At 42.2% G+C, this 20,528-nt stretch carries 18 protein-coding genes; 15 read left to right on the forward strand and 3 right to left on the reverse strand.

The window, feature by feature from the left end; all coding sequences use genetic code 11:
• Window positions 1–59: 59 nt before the first annotated feature.
• The 15 genes from pcnB to J7649_RS12845 all read left to right on the forward strand — a co-directional run bounded on the left by pcnB (window position 60) and on the right by J7649_RS12845 (window position 17,394).
• Complete coding sequence (gene pcnB / locus J7649_RS12775; RefSeq protein ID WP_219308444.1) at window positions 60–1,532, forward strand: polynucleotide adenylyltransferase PcnB; 1,473 nt, start codon at window positions 60–62, stop codon at window positions 1,530–1,532.
• Window positions 1,529–2,014 (forward strand): 2-amino-4-hydroxy-6-hydroxymethyldihydropteridine diphosphokinase, encoded by a 486-nt coding sequence (gene folK, locus J7649_RS12780; RefSeq protein WP_219308446.1) that lies wholly within the window; start codon window positions 1,529–1,531, stop codon window positions 2,012–2,014. Before pcnB ends, folK begins: the two co-directional genes overlap by 4 nt.
• A gap of 53 nt (window positions 2,015–2,067) precedes the next feature.
• Window positions 2,068–2,877: a 3-methyl-2-oxobutanoate hydroxymethyltransferase gene (panB, locus tag J7649_RS12785; protein WP_085064509.1), complete on the forward strand. Its 810-nt coding sequence runs from the start codon at window positions 2,068–2,070 to the stop codon at window positions 2,875–2,877.
• A 1-nt stretch (window position 2,878) separates the two neighbouring features.
• Window positions 2,879–3,727, forward strand: coding sequence for a pantoate--beta-alanine ligase (panC, locus tag J7649_RS12790; RefSeq protein WP_219308448.1), 849 nt, complete (start codon window positions 2,879–2,881; stop codon window positions 3,725–3,727).
• An 18-nt stretch (window positions 3,728–3,745) separates the two neighbouring features.
• Window positions 3,746–4,597 carry an RNase adapter RapZ gene (rapZ, locus tag J7649_RS12795; protein WP_219308450.1) on the forward strand — a complete coding sequence of 284 codons (852 nt, stop codon included), beginning with the start codon at window positions 3,746–3,748 and terminating at the stop codon, window positions 4,595–4,597.
• Window positions 4,594–4,863 (forward strand): HPr family phosphocarrier protein, encoded by a 270-nt coding sequence (locus J7649_RS12800; RefSeq protein WP_044109984.1) that lies wholly within the window; start codon window positions 4,594–4,596, stop codon window positions 4,861–4,863. Before rapZ ends, J7649_RS12800 begins: the two co-directional genes overlap by 4 nt.
• A gap of 2 nt (window positions 4,864–4,865) precedes the next feature.
• Window positions 4,866–5,399, forward strand: a complete 534-nt coding sequence (yjgA, locus tag J7649_RS12805; RefSeq protein ID WP_004278333.1) for a ribosome biogenesis factor YjgA — start codon at window positions 4,866–4,868, stop codon at window positions 5,397–5,399.
• A 713-nt stretch (window positions 5,400–6,112) separates the two neighbouring features.
• Window positions 6,113–7,381, forward strand: coding sequence for a sensor histidine kinase (locus J7649_RS12810; protein ID WP_219308452.1), 1,269 nt, complete (start codon window positions 6,113–6,115; stop codon window positions 7,379–7,381).
• Window positions 7,382–7,553: 172 nt separating this feature from the next.
• The gene (locus tag J7649_RS12815; protein ID WP_219308454.1) at window positions 7,554–8,858 is read left to right on the forward strand and encodes an RNA-guided endonuclease InsQ/TnpB family protein; all 1,305 of its coding nucleotides are present in this window, start codon (window positions 7,554–7,556) and stop codon (window positions 8,856–8,858) included.
• Window positions 8,859–8,952: 94 nt separating this feature from the next.
• On the forward strand, window positions 8,953–11,703 hold the full coding sequence (gene glnE, locus J7649_RS12820; RefSeq protein WP_219308456.1) for a bifunctional [glutamate--ammonia ligase]-adenylyl-L-tyrosine phosphorylase/[glutamate--ammonia-ligase] adenylyltransferase: 2,751 nt from the start codon (window positions 8,953–8,955) through the stop codon (window positions 11,701–11,703).
• Window positions 11,704–11,727: 24 nt separating this feature from the next.
• Window positions 11,728–12,654, forward strand: a complete 927-nt coding sequence (locus J7649_RS12825) for a branched-chain amino acid transaminase (protein ID WP_219308459.1) — start codon at window positions 11,728–11,730, stop codon at window positions 12,652–12,654.
• Window positions 12,655–12,782: 128 nt separating this feature from the next.
• A complete protein-coding gene (locus tag J7649_RS12830) occupies window positions 12,783–13,505 on the forward strand; it encodes a hypothetical protein (RefSeq protein WP_004647484.1) in 723 nt (240 codons plus the stop codon).
• Window positions 13,506–13,507: 2 nt separating this feature from the next.
• The gene (locus J7649_RS12835) at window positions 13,508–15,127 is read left to right on the forward strand and encodes a glycosyltransferase family 2 protein (RefSeq protein ID WP_228738643.1); all 1,620 of its coding nucleotides are present in this window, start codon (window positions 13,508–13,510) and stop codon (window positions 15,125–15,127) included.
• A 23-nt stretch (window positions 15,128–15,150) separates the two neighbouring features.
• Complete coding sequence (locus J7649_RS12840; protein WP_219308461.1) at window positions 15,151–16,563, forward strand: mannose-1-phosphate guanylyltransferase/mannose-6-phosphate isomerase; 1,413 nt, start codon at window positions 15,151–15,153, stop codon at window positions 16,561–16,563.
• Between the two features lie 3 nt (window positions 16,564–16,566).
• Complete coding sequence (locus tag J7649_RS12845) at window positions 16,567–17,394, forward strand: glycosyltransferase family 32 protein (protein ID WP_100534596.1); 828 nt, start codon at window positions 16,567–16,569, stop codon at window positions 17,392–17,394.
• Between the two features lie 2 nt (window positions 17,395–17,396).
• Here J7649_RS12845 and J7649_RS12850 read toward each other — a convergent pair whose 3' ends face one another.
• The 3 genes from J7649_RS12850 to aspS form a co-directional block, all read right to left on the reverse strand.
• Window positions 17,397–18,263 carry a lysophospholipid acyltransferase family protein gene (locus tag J7649_RS12850; RefSeq protein ID WP_219308463.1) on the reverse strand — a complete coding sequence of 289 codons (867 nt, stop codon included), beginning with the start codon at window positions 18,261–18,263 and terminating at the stop codon, window positions 17,397–17,399.
• A gap of 18 nt (window positions 18,264–18,281) precedes the next feature.
• Window positions 18,282–18,503 (reverse strand): hypothetical protein, encoded by a 222-nt coding sequence (locus J7649_RS12855; RefSeq protein ID WP_004278319.1) that lies wholly within the window; start codon window positions 18,501–18,503, stop codon window positions 18,282–18,284.
• A gap of 114 nt (window positions 18,504–18,617) precedes the next feature.
• Window positions 18,618–20,402 (reverse strand): aspartate--tRNA ligase, encoded by a 1,785-nt coding sequence (gene aspS / locus J7649_RS12860; RefSeq protein ID WP_005103279.1) that lies wholly within the window; start codon window positions 20,400–20,402, stop codon window positions 18,618–18,620.
• Window positions 20,403–20,528 lie beyond the last annotated feature (126 nt).

The following is a 20,528-nucleotide window of genomic DNA, read 5'->3' on the forward strand; positions in this document are numbered from 1 at the left end:
AAGCGATATGATTAGCGTCATCTTAGAATTTTACGTTCAGACGTAGGAGACAGCGTCTTTTGCAAACTTTGCGCGCGTCAAAATGTGGTTTATCAACCGCTCAATTACCTTCTTATATTCTCGATGTGATTGATGCCTTAAACAAGGCAGGCTATGAAGCTTATATCGTGGGTGGTGGTGTTCGAGATCTGATGTTAGGTTTGAATCCTAAAGATTTCGATGCAGTCACCAATGCAACCCCGGCTCAGGTCAAGGAAGTTTTCGGACGACGTTGTCGAATTATCGGACGACGTTTCGAACTGGCGCATGTCTATTCAGGGCGGGAACTGGTTGAAGTGGCAACCTTTCGTGCACCACCAAAAAAAGCAGTGACCTCGGCCGCGGGGATGATTCTACGTGATAATAACTGGGGCAGCATCGAGCAGGATTTTGCCCGTCGTGATTTTTCCATCAACGCGATGTATTACCAGCCGCGTAAAGGCATTGTGCTGGATTTCTGCAATGCAGTGGATGATATCCACAGCAAAACCTTACGCTTACTCGGTGATCCGGCTTTAAGATTTGAAGAAGATCCGGTGCGGATGCTGCGAACCTTACGTTTTGCCGCCAAACTGAACTTTAATATTGATGAAGCGATTCTGGATGTCTTTACCCCGGAAATGACCCAGTTGCTGCGTGATGTTTCTCCACATCGACTTTATGATGAATCACAGAAACTGTTCACCATGGGACACCTGAACCGTGTCTTGCCAATGCTGATTGATTTCGGGATCTGGCAGCAGTTATTTGCAGATATCAAGCCTGAAATTATGCCATTTATGGAACGCGCTGCGAAAAATACCGATCAGCGTATTTCGATCGGCAAGACCATCAATCCGGCATTTTTCTATGCGGTATTGTTGTGGCAGCCATTCCTGGAGCGTTGTGAATTCTATCTGAATAAAGGTGTGGTAGCGGCCGAAGCCCGTGCCCAAGCCGGTCTCGACGTATTAAAACGTCAGGCAACCCGCACTATTATTCCACGCTTTGCGGAAACTTTTATTCGTGAAGTTTGGGAAATGCAGACCCGTTTGCTGAATCCAAAACCACAGCAAATTGAGGCCTTGTCCAGTCATGCGCGTTTCCGTGCCGGCTTTGACTTTTTGCTGCTGCGTGAAAAATCAGGCGATGCAACTGCCCAAGGCATGGGCAGCTGGTGGGATGCTTACCAGCAAATGAGCGGTGACGAGAAAGAACGGGCCATTAGCCAGTATAACCGTCAGCGTGCCAAGAGCCGTCGCAAGGCGAGTCAAGAAGAACATCTGGACCAGAAACTGACCCAACAGCAAGATCTTGCCGAGATTGAGCCGTTAGTGAATGAACCTGAACCACGCAATCGTCGGGTGCGTAAAGCCAAGTTTGAAGACAAGGCGAAACCTCTGTCGCATGTGGCAGCCAGTGCCAGCGGTGAAATTGGCGCAGATCATCCGATTATGAAACGTCAGCGGGTAAAACGTGATCTGAGCCAAGTGGTATTTGGACCAACACAATGATCGTGACATATATTGGCCTGGGCAGTAACCTGGGCGATTCACGCCAGATTCTGGCAGAAGCTGTACAGAAACTGGCGACCTTGGGGCAGGTGAAAACTTCGCATCTGTATCAAAGTCCACCGATGGGACCACAGGATCAGCCGAACTATCTGAATGCAGTGGTGCAGTTAAATACCGATCTGGCCGCTTTAAGCCTGCTGGATCGCCTGCAAGCTTTTGAGCAGGACGCTGGTCGGGTACGTTTACGTCATTGGGGCGAACGTACGCTGGATCTGGACTTGCTGCTCTATGGTAATGAGCACATTCAAAATGAACGCTTAACTGTGCCGCATGTTGGGGTATTAGAGCGTGATTTTGTCCTGATTCCACTTCTGGATATTGAGCCTGAATTACAGGTTTATGGACACAGATTAAAAGACCTGGACATCGTTAAACAGTCGACCCTCGCGGTACTCGATGACAGCAACTGGGCAAATATTTAATTTTTAAGTGATGGTAGCTTTGTCAGAACTTTCAAGCATAGAGGAACATTTTCATGGTCAGTCTGAGTGATTTAAGACGCTTTAAAGCAGATGGACGCAAATTTTCATGTCTGACTTGCTATGATGCCAGTATGGCCAAAGCCATGGAAATTGCCGAAGTGGACAGCATTTTAATTGGCGATTCTCTGGGAATGTCAATTCAGGGCCGTGATTCGACTTTGCCGGTCACGGTTGCGGATATGGCCTATCATACGGCTGCGGTACGCCGTGGTAACCAGCATGCCTTTATCATGACTGACTTGCCATTTATGAGCTATGCTACCTTGAATGATGCCTTGCAAAGTTCGAAAACCGTGATGCAGGCTGGCGCGCAAATGGTGAAAATGGAAGGCGGTGCATGGTTGGCGGAAACCGTGCAAGTGCTGACCCGTAACGGTATTCCGGTGTGTGTGCATTTGGGTCTTACTCCGCAGTCGGTACATGTCTTTGGCGGTTATAAACTGCAAGCCCGTACCCGTGAAGCGGCCGATCAGCTCATTGCGGACTGTAAAGCAGTAGTAGAGGCGGGTGCTGCATTATTGCTACTCGAATGCGTACCGGCACAGCTTGGCCAGGAAATCACAGAACTGTTTCCGCACATTCCGGTCATTGGCATTGGCGCAGGTGCAGCTACAGACGGCCAGGTGCTAGTGGTACAGGATATGCTGGGTCTGACCTTTGGTCACACTGCAAAATTTGTACGTAATTTTATGCAAGAACAATCGGGTGCGACAGCCATTCTGGATGCTTTTAAAGCTTACCATGCTGCAGTTTTAGATGGATCTTTCCCGGCACCAGAACAAACTTTTCAGGTTGAATTGTAAGATGAAAACAGAAACCACCATTCAGGGCTTAGCGGCATCATTAAATCCGGCACGTACCAGTCGCAAGATTATCGGTTTTGTACCAACCATGGGTAATCTGCATCAAGGACATTTAAACTTGGTGCGTGAAGCGCGTAAGTTGTGTGATGTGGTGGTGGTCAGTATCTTTGTCAATCCGATCCAGTTTGGGCCAAATGAAGATTTTGACAGCTATCCGCGTACGCTTGAGCAGGACCAGCAGCTTTTGGCAGAAGTTGGTTGTGACATCGTGTTTGCGCCGACGGTTGAACAAATGTATGGTAAAAAACCGCGTCTGACCAATATCAGTGTTTCTGACATTACTAATGATTTATGTGGTTTGCAGCGTCCCGGCCATTTTGATGGCGTGGCGGTGGTGGTCACTAAATTGTTTAACATCGTACAGCCGAATTACGCCTTCTTTGGCCAGAAAGATTATCAGCAATTGGCGGTCATTCGTCAGTTTGTACAAGACCTGAATATTCCACTGGAAGTGATTGGTGTGCCGATTGCCCGTGCAGAAGACGGCTTGGCTTTAAGTTCGCGCAATGGTTATTTAAGTGAAGAGCATCGTGCAATCGCACCGGTCATTTATCAAAGCTTGCAAAAGGCTGAACAGCAATTACATGCAGGCGTGGAGCTGGAAACGGTATTGGCAGAGATTCGCCAGACTTTAACCGATGCCGGGTTTGTGGTGGACTATGTTGAAGCCCGCACTCCCGAATTACAAAAAATTCATACGTTTAATCAAGATCTTGTGTTATTTATAGCTGCAAAGTTGGGTAATACACGTCTGATCGATAACCTGCAGGTTAAATACACTGCCGGCTAAGATGAAAGGGTAGCATGCATGAAGCGCATTTTAATTGTCACAGGACAATCTGGTTCGGGTAAATCATCTGCATTACAGGTGCTTGAAGATCTGGGTTATTACTGTATTGATAATCTGCCTTTGGCATTGCTTCCCGAAATCGTGGCAAAACTGGACAGTGAAAATAATCTGGAACAGTTGGCGCTGGGCGTCGATGTGCGCAGTACCCGGGCAGATTTACAAGAATTTGATCATGTATTTGAGCAACTACAGCAGCATGGCTCGGTCGATATTATCTATCTGACCACGCAGGATCAGGAGCTGATTGCCCGCTTTAGTGCTTCGCGTCGGCCGCATCCTTTAGCGTCACGCTTTAAAAGTCTGAATCACTGTATACAGGAAGAAAAAATCCTGTTGATGCCGATTCAGTTGCGCTCTACGGTACACATCGATACCACCGACAAAAGCGTGCATGATCTGAAACATACCTTATTGTCCAAGCTTGGGCAGGCCGATAACCTGATCCTGATTCTGCAATCCTTTGGTTATAAGCATGGCATTCCACTGGATGCCGATTATGTCTTTGATGTCCGGCATTTGCCGAATCCGCATTGGGAACTGGAACTGCGCAAATTTTCAGGACTAGATCAGCCGGTGCAGGCGTTTTTACAAAAGAGCGATCAGGTCGAGGATATGTTCAATGATCTGTATCATTTTCTGGACAAGTGGTTGCCGACCTTTGCTGAAGGGCATCGTCATTATATGACCGTGTCGATTGGCTGTACCGGTGGTCAGCATCGTTCTGTTTATATTGTGGATAGACTAAAAAAAGCCCTTGAGGCAAAATGGTCTATTCAAGTCCTCCATCGAGAAATGAAGCACTGGTCATGATTGATACGACAGTTGACGTAATTAATAAACTGGGTTTACATGCACGCGCATCTGGTAAACTGATAGAAGTTACCACCAAATTTCGTTCCAGTATCCAGATTGGCAAGGCTGACAAATTGGTAGATGCCAAAAATATCATGTCATTGCTCATGCTTGGTGCAGGCAAAGGAACAACTTTACGCTTAGTGATTGAAGGAGCAGATGAGGAAAAAGCCTTATCTGAAATTCAGGCACTATTTGCAGCAAAATTTTATGAGGCAGATTAATCGTGGCACGTCGACCGAACAGTTTAACTGAAGAAGATTTTGATTCTTTAGAGGGACGCGCAAGTAAGACCGAACAGAAAAAAGCAGTCCAGCGTATGGCTGCTTTAGGTGCGCAGCTTGCAGAGCTGAGCGCTAAACAAATTAAAAACCTACCTGTAGATGAGCGTTTGATTGACGCATTGCTTGATGTGCAGGCAATTAGTTCACATGAAGCACGTCGTCGTCAATTTTCACGGATTGGTAAATTATTACGCAATGAAAATGAAACGGTAATTTTGTCTTATTTAACACCGAAACAAGGTCTTAAAAAGACAGCTCAATTACAGCGTTGGGTGGATCGAATTGTCAAAGATGGAGATCCGGCCATCAATGAATTTACCAAAACCTATAATGCGACAGAGCGTCATACCTTACGTCAACATTATCTTCGGGTACACCGTGATTTAAAGAATCAAGCACCTGAAGAAGAAGTGAATGCTTCTAAATTAAAGCTGTTTAACTATGTACAGCAAGTGGCCTTGATTTCTGACAATTAAGTAGCCATGTAAAAAAGCGGTCTTTTTAGGCCGCTTTTTTTATAGCTATTCTGAGCCGATTGGTTTGACGTAGACATGCATAGCCTATAAGTGATCTATCTTAATATTTCTATTCCAGCTTCTAAAACTGCACTGAGGATAAAAAACACAAAATTTTCGCAATTAATTTGTTAATGAATGTAAGTTCTTTACAATTCTCAGTGGTTTTTTGGGTCTGTTTTTAGTTGAAATGCTGATATTTAAATATTTCGTAGACTGGAATTGTTAAGATAGTTTTAAAAATTAAAAAATAATTCTGAGTGTTATTAGATAGATGAAACCTGATATAAAATCTGTTTTTAATCATAAGGTCAAACTATATAGTTGAAAAATCATTAGCTTTTACTTTAAATAGAGTAAAAATCGATGGTGGGTATTTTTTATTCGGTACTGTGTTACAGTAGATACAAATAAAGATACTTATTTTAGGTGAGATAGATTAATTTCAAATACTTATGTAGGTTTTTTTAGAATAGTAAATTTTCAAGTTATTCTTAATCAATTAAATATCAGTACCTTGCAGTTAAGAATGTATCTGGATAGAAACAGGTTAACAAATCCTTTAACCTAGAGGTGGGTTTCCATCGTTGAGTAAATATAGAATCTTTGTTATTGATTGTATGAATTTGGTCGGCTGTGTTTTCTTTATTCCATAAACATTCAGAGAGGCAGACATGGAACTAAAACTGCTAGAGGTCGGTCAGAATACGGAGCAATTAAGCTCGTGCCGTATATCTCTCATTTTAGGTGTCTATACCTCTAACAACCTATTAGACACCTTTTGTAAGATCGCCCGTAAAGTTTTAAACGTTAAAACCAGTATTATCGGCTTCCATACGGAACCCTATATCTGGTACAGCTGTCCGCGCGGTTTCCGGGCCTTGCACGCCCCGCAGGAAGTGAATCTGCCTACATATCTGCAACAGGCAGAGGTCATTGACCAGATGCATCCTGCTTATACAGAACTGTCAAATTATGTGAAAAATCTCGGTGTAGCGCATCAGAGATTAGTCGCCTTTAATTTAAAATCAAGTAGCGGTGTGTCTTTTGGACAGGTCATTTTCTTTGATGATCAGACTGAAGGGTTTGATCAGGATGATATTGTCACTATTAAACAATTTGCTGAAAGTTTAGTGATTCGAATTCAGCTCAATCAAGAACATACTGAACTGAAAGAATTATATGAACAGCAATGCGCACTCAACTTCAGTAAAACCAAATTTTTCCAGATTATTGCGCATGACTTGCGTGCACCATTTCATGGTTTACTGGGCTTTTCCGAAGTGCTAGCGCAGGAGCGTGACACTCTGGACGAATCCAGTATCCAGAGCATCGCGGATTATTTATATGATAATGCACAATCGACCTATAACCTGCTGGAAAGCCTGCTGACTTGGGCGATGGCAGAGGGTGGACGCTTTATTTATCATCCGATTAATTATGAATTGAAACAATCCAGTAATATTGTGTGCAGTGTGCTGAAAAGTCTGGCCTTAAATAAAAAAATTGAACTGGTTGATAATATTCCTGAAGACATCAAGGTACATGCGGATATCAACATGATTACCTCTGTCTTGCAGAACCTGGTGTCGAATGCGCTTAAATTCACCCCGGTGAATCAAGGCGGTAAAGTGATTTTAGCTGCAGAAATGGAAGGCGAGCAGGTCAAGATTACGATTCAGGATACTGGCTTGGGCATGACTGAAGAGCAGATGCAGAATCTGTTTAAACCGACTTTGGGTGTGAGTGTCAGAGGCACAGCTGAAGAGAAAGGGGCAGGTTTGGGTCTGGTGCTCTGCAAGCGCTTTATTGACCTGAACCATGGTCAAATTGCTGTAGATTCCAAAGAGGGTCGGGGTACGACCTTTACCGTGCATTTACCGATGGTCACCAATGATCATCAGGCACTGGTGCTTGAAGATGTACATATCGAGCAATCTTAAAAGGTAAATTTCAAACTAAAACATTCCCACTGAGACAAAACTCCTGCTATCTTTAGTATGAAAGAGGACTCCACCCAACATTAGGGTGGAGGTGAATTTCACGACTTTTTTTAGTGCAATATGATAGAATAATTTGCATTAAGTCTCTGTATCTAAATAGATTTAAGGCGAAATGAAGATCAACAAAGCGTACAAATTTAGGCTTGAGCCTAATGCGGAACAGGAGCTTGTTTTAAACAAGTTGCTTGGCTCTGCACGTTTTGTTTGGAATCAAATTTTAGCTGTTTCGTTCGAGATGCTTGCTAATAATGAGCGAATCAACAAAGTTAATTTAGTCAATAAAATTCCTGAATTACGCAAAAAACCTGAATGTGCTTTTCTAGAAAACAGCTCAAATGGCGTTTCACTCCAACAAAAAGTTCGTGATCTTGGTGATGCTTGGGGGAAGTTTTTTAACAAAAAGGAACAAGCTAAGTTAAAGCAAAAACCATTTAGAACTAAGAAGCCACAATTTTTTAAATTATCCGATGGTGGTGAAGTTCAACTTAGACCACTTATGCCACGATTCAAAAAGAAATCTGATGGTTATGATTCCATTCGTATTGTTCAATTTGGCAGATATTGTTGGGTTAAAGGCAACCAAGTTAAGTTACCTAATGACATTGGCGTTGTGAAATTCAGAAAATCACAAAATATTGTGGGTGAGATTAAGAACGTCACAATCTCAAAGCATGTCGGGAAATGGTATGTGTCATTTGGTGCTGAAAACACAGTAGAAGCACCAGTCCACCCATCAAAATCAGCCGTTGGCATTGATTTAGGTGTTAAAAAGTTAATTACAACGTCTAGTGGTCAAGTATTCGACCCGATCAATAGTTTCAAGGCCAATCAAGTAAAGTTGGCTAGGCTTCAGCGCAAGCTGAGAAAGAAAAACAAGTTCAGTCAAAATTGGAAAAAGCTGAATCTCAAGATCAATACATTACACCATCATATTGACAATATTCGGCATGACTACTTGCACAAAGTCACCACAACGCTCAGCAAAAACCACGCAATGATCGTAGTTGAGGACTTAAAAGTAGCCAATATGTCGAAGTCAGCGAAAGGCTCAATCGAGAAAAAAGGAAAGAATGTTAAAGCCAAGTCCGGCTTAAATAAATCAATCCTGGATCAAGGTTGGTCAATGCTTGTTAATATGTTGGTGTACAAACAGCAGTGGCGAGGTGGTTTACTCGTTAAAGTTGACCCTAAATATACAAGTCAGACTTGTAGTTCATGTGGTCACGTTGCAAAAGAAAATAGGCTTACTCAAGCAAACTTTAGTTGTGTCGAGTGTAGCTTTGGCGAGAATGCAGATATTAATGCTTCTCGCAATATTTTGGCGGTAGGACATACCGTTTTGTCTGTGGAGGGTGGATGCGGTAAAGGTCGCCTTGCGAAGCAGAAAGCAAGTGAAATCCGTGAGGAAGTCACCTAAGAGCTTTTACTTTTAGAATCCCCCACTTGAACATCGTGAAAGTGGTGGGAGTATGTCAAAACTAAGCAGAATGTTTCAGGGGAAGAGTTGAGTGATGAATGCGGCACAATTGCAGAAAACCTTAAGAGCTAGCCAATATACCGAACAGGTATTGGCCAATCACCAGAGTTTACTGGAACAGGATTATGCAATTGATCAGTTTCAAGGCTCACTCAGTCGGGAATATATTGATCAGCTGGTGCAGCACTGCATCCTGAATATAAGCGATGAAGCAACGTGGATGCGCGCAATGCGTATTCTGCGGGCTCGTTTGATGTTTCGCTGGATCTGGCAGGATGCCAATCAACTCACCGATGTTATTACCCTCACTCAAGAACTCTCCGATTTTGCCGATGCCTGCATCTGTGCGGCGAAAGATTTTGCCCGTATTCCGGTCGCTGCCAAGTATGGCCAGCCGATTGGCTATAACGGAAAAGTCCAGGATCTGATTGTCATCGCGATGGGCAAACTCGGCGCCCAAGAACTCAATCTTTCCAGTGATATCGACTTGATTTTTGCCTTCGATGAGCAGGGTGAAACCGATGGGCGCAAATGTATTGATGTGCAGCAGTTTTGCATCCTGTGGGGACAAAAATTGATTCATTTGCTGGATCAGATCACGGCGGATGGTTTTGTATTCCGGGTGGATATGCGCCTGCGTCCCTGGGGCGATGGTTCAGCGCTGGCCATTAGCCACGCGGCCTTGGAAAAATATCTGAGCCAGCATGGGCGTGAATGGGAGCGTTATGCCTGGATTAAAGCACGGATTGTCAATCCAAGCCTGGAAGGCGATGAGCTGCTGGAGATGACTCGTCCATTTGTATTCCGCAAGTACGTCGATTACAGCGCTTTTGAAGCCATGCGCGAAATGAAAGCCATGATCGAGCGTGAAGTACAACGCCGGAATATAGAAGATGATATCAAGCTCGGAGCTGGCGGCATTCGCGAGGTTGAATTTATCGTGCAGGTGTTTCAGCTGATTTATGGTGGAGCCAAGCTTGAATTGCAGGATCGCCAGTGTCTGGTGAATCTGAATCATCTGGATGATGCCGAGTTACTGGATGAACAGGCGGTGCAGGATCTGGAAGATGCCTATTTATTCCTGCGCCGGGTTGAGCACGCGATTCAGGCCCTAAATGACCAGCAAACGCAATCATTACCGACAGAGCCAGAGTTAAGGGCGCGTATAACGGACACACTTGGTTTTGCGGATTGGGACAGCTTTATGGCATATCTCAATGAGAAACGTGACAAAGTGATGTATCAGTTTGATCATTTAATCAAGGAAAATGGCCCAGATACCCTGGTTGAAAGTTTTTCCCAGCTGGAAAAAAAACTCAAAGAAGTATTGGATGAGAATGCGAAGAATCTCGTTCATGAGTTTTGGAATGGGCATGCCTTAAAAAAATTACCGGCAAAGGCGGTACAACGTTTAAAAACCTTCTGGCCACATTTAATTGAAGCCATTTTACAGTCAGATGATCCGCAGACAGCACTGGTACGACTGATGCCCCTAGTCGAATCGGTGATGCGCCGTACGGTATATCTGGTGATGTTAATTGAGAGCAAAGGGGCTTTGCAGCGACTGGTGAAGATGGCCACGGTCAGCCCCTGGATTTGTGAAGAACTGACCCATTATCCGGTGCTACTGGATGAATTCCTGTCGATGGATTTTGAATTGCCGAAACGAAAGGATCTGGAAGATTCCTTGCGCCAGCAACTGTTACGGATTGAAATTGATCAGGTCGAAGACCAGATGCGGGTTTTGCGCCTGTTTAAAAAATCTAATGTTCTGGCCGTTGCCGCCAGTGATGTACTGGCAGAAAGCCCGCTGATGAAAGTTTCCGATGCCTTGACCGATATTGCTGAAGTATCGGTGAATGCAGCGCTGCATCTGGCCTATCAGATTGTGGCAAAAAAGCATGGTTTTCCACTGGATGCAGAAGGGCAGCGCTGTTCAGTCGAGCATACGGCTTTTGCAGTCATTGGTTATGGTAAAGTCGGTGGAATTGAATTGGGTTATGGCTCGGATCTGGATCTGGTGTTTATTCACTATATGGGTGAACAGGCCGATACCGATGGACTTAAGCCGATCAGTGGCTTTGAATTTGCCATGCGGGTTGCACAAAAGTTTATGTCACTGATGACCACGCAAACCTTGGATGGACGTGTATATGAAGTCGATACCCGATTGCGTCCATCGGGCGAAGCTGGGCTTTTGGTCACCAGTTTAAAAGCCTTTGAACAGTATCAGTTCAAGAGTGCCTGGCTATGGGAGCATCAGGCCTTGGTACGAGCCCGCCCGATTGCGGGTGAAATGAGCTTACGGAAAAAGTTTGAAGTCTTGCGCCGGGATATTTTGATTCAGCCCCGTGATGAAAATTATGTACGGGCAGAAGTACTGAAAATGCGTCAGAAAATGAAGGAGCATCTCGGTTCTTCTAAAGAGCAAAAAAAAGATGGTATTTTTCATTTAAAACAAGATGCAGGTGGTATCGTAGACATCGAATTTATGGCACAGTATGCGGTGTTGGCTTGGAGTGGGACGAATAAAGATCTCGCCCATTTCTCCGACAATGTACGAATTCTTGAGGATGCCGCAAAATCAGGTTGCTTATCCAGCGACGATGCGACTGCTCTGATTCAAGCTTATCTCCGTGAACGCGCCGAGAGCCATCGCTTAGCCCTTGCAAATCAATCCATGCAAGTGTCTGCAAGCGACTGGCACGATACCCGAATGACCGTTTGCAAGTTATGGCAAAGACTAATTGATCCAAGTGCAGACTTTGTACTGGATAGTGAATAATTGTGAAAAATTGGAGTTTGTGGCATGAATTTGGCTGATCGTGATGGTTTCATTTGGCAAGATGGACAACTAGTTGACTGGCGTGAGGCAAAAACTCACGTATTAACACATACTTTGCATTACAGCATGGGTGTGTTTGAAGGCGTCCGAGCTTATGAAACCCCGAATGGAACGGCTATTTTCCGTCTTAAAGAACATACGAAGCGCTTGTTGAATTCTGCAAAAATTTATCAAATGAAAGTTCCATTTGATCAAGCAGCATTAGAACAGGCTCAAATTGATGTTGTTCGTGAAAACAAATTAGCGTCTTGCTATTTACGTCCAATTATTTTTATTGGTTCTGAAAAACTCGGTATCGCTGCAACTGACAATACCATTCATGCCGTAGTTGCGGCATGGAGCTGGGGTGCTTACCTTGGTGAAGAGGCGATGGCGAAGGGAATTCGCGTAAAAACGTCTTCATTTACCCACCATCATCCGAACGTGACCATGTGTAAGGCTAAAGCATCAGGTAACTACACCTTGTCGATTCTTGCGCATCAGGAAGTGGCGCATTCAGGTTATGATGAAGCAATGCTGCTCGACCCACAAGGCTATGTATGCCAAGGTTCAGGCGAAAACGTATTCCTGGTGCGTGATGGCGTGATTCATACGCCTGATATCGCAGGTGGTGCGTTGGATGGTATTACTCGCCAAACCATTATTACCATTGCTAAAGACCTGGGTTATGACGTAATTGAACGCCGTATTACCCGTGATGAGTTCTACATCGCAGATGAAGCATTCTTTACCGGTACTGCTGCAGAAGTAACACCAATCCGTGAATATGATGACCGTCAAATTGGTGAAGGTGTACGTGGTCAAATTACCACTCAAATCCAGAAAGCATACTTTGATGCGGTTCAGGGCAAAGACCCGAAATATGCACACTGGTTAACGTATGTGAAGTAATTCAGAATTTACTGATTGAAAAAACCTCTCATTTGCGAGGTTTTTTTTAACGGATGTACTTATTCTGCTGAACTTATGTCATCATATTCAGCATCAAGAAGATTTTAAGATGAGCTTAGGCATACGCAATGAGTAACATCGTTATTTGTATGAAATGGGGAACCAAATACGGTTCAGAATACGTCAATCGTTTATACAATATGGTTAAACGACATACGACAGTCGACTTTAAAATGGTCTGTCTGACGGATCGTACTGAAGGCATTGATCCTGCAGTACAATGTTTCCCTATTCCACCTTTGGCATTGCCTGAAGGTGCGCCTGAGCGTGGCTGGAACAAGCTATCTACTTTTGAGCCTGATCTGTATGGTTTGGAAGGCAATGCATTATTTCTCGATCTTGATGTAGTGATTGTCGATAATATCGATGAGTTCTTTACCTATCCGGGCGACTTTCTGATTATCCATGACTGGAAACGGCCGTGGCGTATTACCGGTAACAGTTCGGTTTACCGGTTTAAACTGGGTGCTTTCCCAGGTCTGTTACCTTATTTCCGTGAAAACTTTGATGAAATCCGTAAAAAATTCCGTAATGAGCAAGCCTATTTGTCTTGGTACGTAGACCGTGAAGGTAAACAGACATACTGGCCAGAAAGCTGGTGCAAGAGCTATAAATATCATTGCCTGCAAAAAATCCCGATGGCTTACTTTAAGCCACCTGTGAAGCCTGAAGGGGCCAAAATCATTGTGTTTCATGGGGAGATTAATCCACCTGATGCAGTCAATGGTGGTGGTGGGAAATGGTACCGTTATGTATTGCCATCGCAGTGGATCAAGGATGCTTGGCAGTAATCATGGATAAACTGAACACATTAGAACGGCCGTATCGTTTATCTGTGGTAATGATGGTTAAGAATGAAGCTAAAAATCTTGCGATTACTTTACCAGCGTTGAAAGGATGGATTGATGAGCTTATTGTTTTAGACTCGGGTAGTACAGACCAGAGTCAACAATTGGTGGAAGAAGCAGGTGGTCAATGGTATGTAAATACAGAATGGTCAGGCTTTGGTAAACAACGTCAACTTGCTCAAAGTTATGCGACAGGTGATTGGATTCTCGCCTTAGATGCAGATGAAGAAATTACTGAAGAACTCAAGACAAGCATTCTTCAGGTGATTCAGGCTAAACCTGAAAATACAGTCTATGGAATTAAGCGAATCGACTGTATTTTTGGACATGAAATTGACAATCAATATTGGGCCGTTAAAGCACATTGGCGCCTGTACCCAAAGACGTTTCAGTATAATGACAATTTAGTACATGAATCTGTCCTGATTGATGGTGCTCAAAAAGAAACGTTAAAAGGTTTTATGCTGCACCATACAGCAGATACACCTGAGTTTTGGTTAAGTAAGCGTTTGCAATATGCACATGCCTGGGCAATAGATCGTTATCAGCGTGGTAGAACCGTCTCGATACCGTCGGTTATCTTACATGCTTGGTGGGCATTCTTTAAGCAATATGTGGTAGATGGCCGATTTTTAAAAGGTACGTATGGCTTTATTTATTCATTATTGTTTACCCAATATACCTTTAATAAATATGCCATTTTGTATGATTTACATCATAACGAAGCTGAAAAAACATTTTTAGAGTACAAAGCTCATAATGCTGAGCTCAAACCTATTGTATTTAAAAATAAACAAGCCAGTCTATCGCTTGTGATCATTTTAAAAAATGAATCTCGTCATTTGGCAGATTGTTTAGATACGGTTCATGACCTTGTTGATGAGATTGTTATTCTTGACTCTGGAAGTACCGATAATAGCAAAGAAATTGCAGACCGTTACGGTGCAAAATGGTTTGTAAATACCGACTGGCAAGGCTTTGGTAAGCAACGCCAACTTGCTCAAACCTATGCAACAAAAGATTATGTTTTGGTCATGGATCCAGATGAGCGTCTAGAGCAGCCTTTACGTGAGTCAATTGCGCAAATTCTAGAACAACCATTACAAACAGATAAGGTTTTCGGTTTAGCCCGAGTGAATTTATTCTGTGGTATCGAAGTGCAAAAACGTTTCTTCTATACAGATAAATTGGCACGCTTATATTCAAGAGTGCATTATCAGTATTCGGCATTAGAAGTACATGAATCTTTGGCTCAAAAGAATGCACCAATGCAGAAGCTAGAGGGTTTTTTGCCACACTTAACCAATGATGACCTGCATCATTTCTTGCTTAAAAATGTCCGTTATAGCCATGATTGGGCAAAAGATAAATTCAAACACGACAAAAGTGTTTCATTAATCGCATTATTATCCCGTTCGATATTTTCTTTTATTCGTGAATATATCATTCGTGGTGACTTTGCTGGTGGAGCTTATGGTCTGTTCTTAGCATTGGCATCAATGGGTTATACATTTGATAAATATTTGATGCTTTGGCAGATGAATAAACAAAATAAAGATCTTTAAAATTCAGCAAAATGGTGCTTTAAATGTCAAAAAAAATTAAACCAGTGATTCTTGCGGGTGGAAGTGGAACTCGTCTTTGGCCATTATCTAGAAAACAAAGTCCTAAGCAATTTTTAAAACTTGGCTCAACGAATTACACATTATTGCAGAATACGGTATTGCGTTTAAAAAATTTAGAATGTGATCAGCCAATTCTAATATGTAATGAAGAGCATCGTTTTATCGCTGCAGAGCAAATGCGTGAAATAGGGATCGATGCAACAATAATTTTGGAACCAGAAGGTAAAAATACAGCGCCAGCAATTGCCTTAGCTGCATTATTATTAGAGAAAACTGAGCCAAATCAAATACTGTTGATTTTAGCTGCTGATCATTTGATAAAAGATACTGCAGTATTTGAAAATGCAATTTTAGATGCGGTGTCTTTAGCAGAAAAGAATAAATTGGTGACTTTTGGAATTGTTCCTTTGCAGCCTGAAACAGGGTATGGATATATTGAAAAAGGTACACAATTTGAGTGTGGTTTTAAAATACAGCAATTTGTAGAAAAGCCGAATAGAGAGACAGCTGAGTTGTACTTAGAATCCAAAAAATACTTGTGGAATAGTGGGATGTTCGTTTTTAAAGCGAACCATTATTTGAATGAGTTGGAGCAGTATGGCACTGATATATTAGATAACTGCCGACTATCAATGATTAAAACTGAATATGATAAAGATTTTATTAGAATAGATCACGATCAATTTAAAAATTGCAGGTCAGAATCAATTGATTATGCTGTGATGGAGAAAACAAGTAATGCTGTTGTAGTTGAGCTTGATGCAGGGTGGAGTGATATTGGTTCATGGTCTGCCTTATGGGAGGTTTCAGAGCAAGATCATCAAGGTAACGTTTATCAAGGTGATGTTATTTCAAATAAATCTAGTGAGAATTATTGCTACAGTGAAAAACGCTTGGTTTCTTTGCTTGGTGTAAATAATATGGTCATTATTGATACGCAGGATGCAATATTAATTGCTGCAAAGGACCAAGTTCAAGAAATTAAAGCGATTGTTGATGATTTAAAATCACAAGATCGAGGTGAAATATCATCGCATCGTGAAGTTTATCGTCCATGGGGTAAATATGATTGTATTGACCAATCTGAACGCTATCAGGTCAAACGTATTACTGTAAAGCCGGGTCAAAAGCTTTCTACGCAGATGCATCATCACCGTGCTGAACATTGGATTGTTGTTAGTGGTACAGCAAAAGTATCTAAGGGTGCAGAGACATTTTTATTAACTGAAAATCAGTCAGTGTATATCCCTGTGGGTGAAGTTCATGCACTCGAAAACCCAGGTAAATTACCTTTAGAATTAATTGAAGTTCAATCAGGTAGTTACCTTGGGGAAGATGATATTATTAGATTTGATGATATTTATGGAAGAGTATAAATAATGGCTATACCTAAAATTATTCATCAAACTTATAGAACTGAAAAGTTACCAACAGAAATTGCTGAAATTGTAGGTCAATTAAAAACTAGAAATACAGATTGGGAATATCGATTCTATACAGATGATGATATTTATAAATATATTCAATCTAATTTTGATGAGCGTACATTACAAGCCTATTTGAAAATTAATCCTGTTTATGGTGCTGCTAAGGCAGATTTATTTAGATACTTAGTTTTATATAAAGAAGGTGGAGTGTACTTGGATATTAAAAGTACATGTGTTTATCCTCTAAATGAAGTTATTAAACCTAATGAACATTTTATTATTACACAATGGCAGAATGAAGAAGGGGAAGTAAATGAAGGGGCTGGATTGTTTGAAGAGTTAACACATAAATTAGGTATTAAAAATGGTGAGTATCAGCAATGGTTTATTATTTCTGAGGCTAATTCTCCTTTCTTGAAGGAAGTGGTAAATACAGTAGTAAATAATATCTTGAGTTATCGACCATGGCATTATAAATTACATAGCTATGGGAAAAGAGGTGTGCTATTTGTAACTGGGCCTGTGGCATATACTAAAGCTATTCATAGTGTTATGGATAAATATCCTCATAGATTTGAACGTTATGATAGAGACCTAGGTTTTGTTTATAATGCTTTAGTTGATCAATCTCATACTAAGGTGCTTTCTAACCATTATGCTAGTTATAAAGGGCCTATTGTTAGGAAAAATAATATATCGAATTTAATATTTAATGCTTATATATTAGGTGTACGTTTGGTTAAAAATACTTTAAAAACTTTTGGTTTGTGGAGAAATTGACGTTATATTTTATAATAATTTTTATTACCAATCATCTTCCTAAACCTTTTATATCCCCACAAATACTGTTCTGGAGCGACATTAATCATACGCTCCATTTCTTTATTTAAGGTATCAACCGACAGTTGTAAATCTTTAGATACAATATCATTTGATAATTTAGTCACGTAAATATCGTAGCCAGACAAATCCTCTCGTCTTAAACAACTAAGCCCAACTACAGAACATTGTGTTTTAGCTGCCAGTTTGGAAAGAAGCGTAGAGGACAGCGCATTTTGACCATAAAAATAAGAATAGATTCCACCAGATTCTTTAGGAACATGATCCGGCAAAATTGCAGAAAAACCACCCTGTTTTAAATGCTTAAACACAGCACGTACCCCAGAATCATCTGTAGGGACCAGTGTTGCATTCAGGCGTTGCCGAGCTTCAAGCATAAAGCGGTCAACATCTTGATTCTTGCTGGGCTTATACATAATCACAGGAGAAGTGTGTTGATTGACCCAGACATTCAATAGCTCCCAAGTACCAAAATGAGGCACCACCGCCAAACAGCCATGAGGATTTTGCAGAGCTTGCAGGAAAATATCTTCACCCTGCACATCTCGAATTAAAGACAGTGCATATTCAGAAGATGATCCCCAAATCTTGACTGATTCCGCATACGTCATGCACTGACTTTTCAGGCTGCGTTTAGTCAAGTCAGCCCGTTCAGATTCAGAAAGTTCAGGATAAGCAGAGGCCAGATTAATCTCGGTCACTCGGCGTGCAGAAGAATGGCTGAGATACAAAAGCGATCCAGCCAGTTGCGCAAGATTTTGAATGAATCTTAGTGGAAGCTTAGAGAAATTTTTGAGTAGGGTGTACATGGTATCCAGATGGTCAGATTATAGGTCTTTGTCCGGATTGCCCTTCAGCACCATATAAATCAAACCTACAAAAATCAGCAGGGCACCTAAAATACTGCTCAGGCAAAAATACACAATACGATCATTGGTATCGAGGTTGAACAGATTGTTGGCAAGGATATAGCGCATGAACAGCCATTGAACCACTGAAAATACAATAAGCATAATGCTGCGATTACGAACTGCAGGACGCATAGCCATTGCTAATTACCTTAGATTAAAAACTGTGGCTATTATGCCACTGTTCCAGATACGACTCAATCACACAAAAAAGCCCCACACGAGGCAGGGCTTTTTCACTTAATACTTCAAGAATTATTCTTGAGATTCAGCTTTTGGTTTTTCACGTAAGCGAATACCAAGGTCACGCAGTTGATTTGATTCAACTGGAGCAGGTGCTTGCGTTAACGGACATTCAGCAGTTTTGGTTTTCGGGAATGCAATTACGTCACGAATAGAAGCACCGCCAGTCATGAGCATCACAAGACGGTCAAGACCAAATGCCAAACCACCATGCGGAGGAGCACCGTAACGTAAAGCATTAAGCAAGAAGCTGAATTTCTCTTCTGCTTCTTCTTCACCAATACCAAGTGCTTCAAAGATCGCTTTTTGCATTTCAAGGTTATGAATACGCAGTGAACCACCACCGATTTCAGTACCGTTCAATACCATATCGTAAGCCACAGACAGAGCAGCACCTGGATTGTTCTTCACTTCTTCAACGCTAGATTTTGGCAGCGTGAATGGGTGGTGAACAGAGGTCCATTTGCCATCATCAGTTTCTTCGAACATTGGGAAATCAACAACCCAAAGTGGCGCCCACTCACAAGTTGATAATTTAAGGTCATGACCGATCTTCACACGAAGCGCGCCCATGGCATCGTTAACAACTTTCGCTTTGTCTGCACCGAAGAATACGATGTCGCCATTTTCAGCGCCAACACGTTTCAATAGATCAAGCACGATTGGCTCGATGAATTTCACTATTGGAGATTGAAGACCTTCGATACCTTTTTCAAGTTCGTTGACTTTGATGTAAGCCAAACCGCGTGCACCGTAAATGCCTACAAATTTGGTGTATTCATCAATCGCGCTACGTGGAAGTGAACCAGCACCCGGTACGCGAAGCGCAACGATACGACCTTTAGGATCTTTAGCAGGGCCTGCGAATACTTTGAACTCAACGTCTTGCATTAAGTCTGCAACGTCAACCAATTTCAAAGGAATACGCATATCCGGTTTGTCAGATGCATAGTCACGCATTGCATCGTTGTAGGTCATGCGTGGGAATTTATCAAACTCTACGTTTAGAAGTTCTTTGAACATCTTCACGGTTAAAGTTTCCATTAAATCCATAATGTCATCGTCACTCATGAACGATGTTTCAACGTCGATTTGGGTGAATTCAGGCTGACGGTCAGCACGTAAGTCTTCATCACGGAAACATTTCGCGATTTGGTAGTAACGATCAATACCGCCGACCATCAACAACTGTTTGAATAGCTGTGGAGATTGTGGCAGTGCGTAGAAGCTACCGTTAGAAACACGACTTGGAACCAAATAGTCACGCGCACCTTCAGGCGTTGCACGTGTCAAAATTGGTGTTTCAACGTCTAAGAAACCATTGTCTTCGAAGTAGTTACGAATCAGGTTGGTTAACTTAGAACGGAAGCGTAAACGATCTAACATTTCTGGACGACGGATGTCCAAGAAACGGTATTTCAAACGAATTTCTTCAGAAATATTGGTGTTTTCGTCATTCAATGGGAATGGCGGAGTTTCAGACTGAGCAAGAACTTCAATTTCTTTACCCAAGACTTCGATTTGACCGCTCACCATATTGGCATTTTCTGTGCCTTCATAACGGCGACGTACACGGCCTGTAATTTTTAATACAAATTCTGAACGTACTTTATCAGCAGTTGCGAATGCTTCAGGAGTATCTGGGTCAATAACCACTTGAACAAGACCATCACGGTCACGCATGTCAAGGAAGATTACACCACCGTGGTCACGGCGACGGTGTACCCAACCGCATAATGTTACGGTTTGGTCAATTTGAGCTTCGGTTAAAGAACCGCAGTAATGAGTTCGCATCATAGCGTTAGAAATCCAACTATATGGGTTAAGGTCAGCGAATACGTAAACAGCGTACCGCTTTTAAGTAAAGGTAGGATTATGCCTCTTTGGGCATGTTGTCACAAGAACTTGGGTCAAAAACAATAT

Source organism: Acinetobacter lwoffii, assembly GCF_019343495.1.
In the GTDB taxonomy this organism is placed as follows: Bacteria; Pseudomonadota; Gammaproteobacteria; order Pseudomonadales; family Moraxellaceae; genus Acinetobacter; species Acinetobacter lwoffii_P.

Excerpts from the sequence above, each read along its gene's own strand:
- glnE (WP_219308456.1), top strand. The coding sequence starts at position 8,953 with ATGAATGCGGCACAATTGCAGAAAACCTTAAGAGCTAGCCAATATACC.
- panC (WP_219308448.1), top strand. The coding sequence starts at position 2,879 with ATGAAAACAGAAACCACCATTCAGGGCTTAGCGGCATCATTAAATCCG.
- J7649_RS12855 (WP_004278319.1), bottom strand. The coding sequence starts at position 18,503 with ATGGCTATGCGTCCTGCAGTTCGTAATCGCAGCATTATGCTTATTGTA.
- rapZ (WP_219308450.1), top strand. The coding sequence starts at position 3,746 with ATGAAGCGCATTTTAATTGTCACAGGACAATCTGGTTCGGGTAAATCA.
- folK (WP_219308446.1), top strand. The coding sequence starts at position 1,529 with ATGATCGTGACATATATTGGCCTGGGCAGTAACCTGGGCGATTCACGC.
- J7649_RS12825 (WP_219308459.1), top strand. The coding sequence starts at position 11,728 with ATGAATTTGGCTGATCGTGATGGTTTCATTTGGCAAGATGGACAACTA.
- J7649_RS12800 (WP_044109984.1), top strand. The coding sequence starts at position 4,594 with ATGATTGATACGACAGTTGACGTAATTAATAAACTGGGTTTACATGCA.
- J7649_RS12830 (WP_004647484.1), top strand. The coding sequence starts at position 12,783 with ATGAGTAACATCGTTATTTGTATGAAATGGGGAACCAAATACGGTTCA.
- J7649_RS12845 (WP_100534596.1), top strand. The coding sequence starts at position 16,567 with ATGGCTATACCTAAAATTATTCATCAAACTTATAGAACTGAAAAGTTA.
- panB (WP_085064509.1), top strand. The coding sequence starts at position 2,068 with ATGGTCAGTCTGAGTGATTTAAGACGCTTTAAAGCAGATGGACGCAAA.
- J7649_RS12835 (WP_228738643.1), top strand. The coding sequence starts at position 13,508 with ATGGATAAACTGAACACATTAGAACGGCCGTATCGTTTATCTGTGGTA.
- J7649_RS12850 (WP_219308463.1), bottom strand. The coding sequence starts at position 18,263 with ATGTACACCCTACTCAAAAATTTCTCTAAGCTTCCACTAAGATTCATT.
- J7649_RS12810 (WP_219308452.1), top strand. The coding sequence starts at position 6,113 with ATGGAACTAAAACTGCTAGAGGTCGGTCAGAATACGGAGCAATTAAGC.
- J7649_RS12815 (WP_219308454.1), top strand. The coding sequence starts at position 7,554 with ATGAAGATCAACAAAGCGTACAAATTTAGGCTTGAGCCTAATGCGGAA.
- aspS (WP_005103279.1), bottom strand. The coding sequence starts at position 20,402 with ATGATGCGAACTCATTACTGCGGTTCTTTAACCGAAGCTCAAATTGAC.
- J7649_RS12840 (WP_219308461.1), top strand. The coding sequence starts at position 15,151 with ATGTCAAAAAAAATTAAACCAGTGATTCTTGCGGGTGGAAGTGGAACT.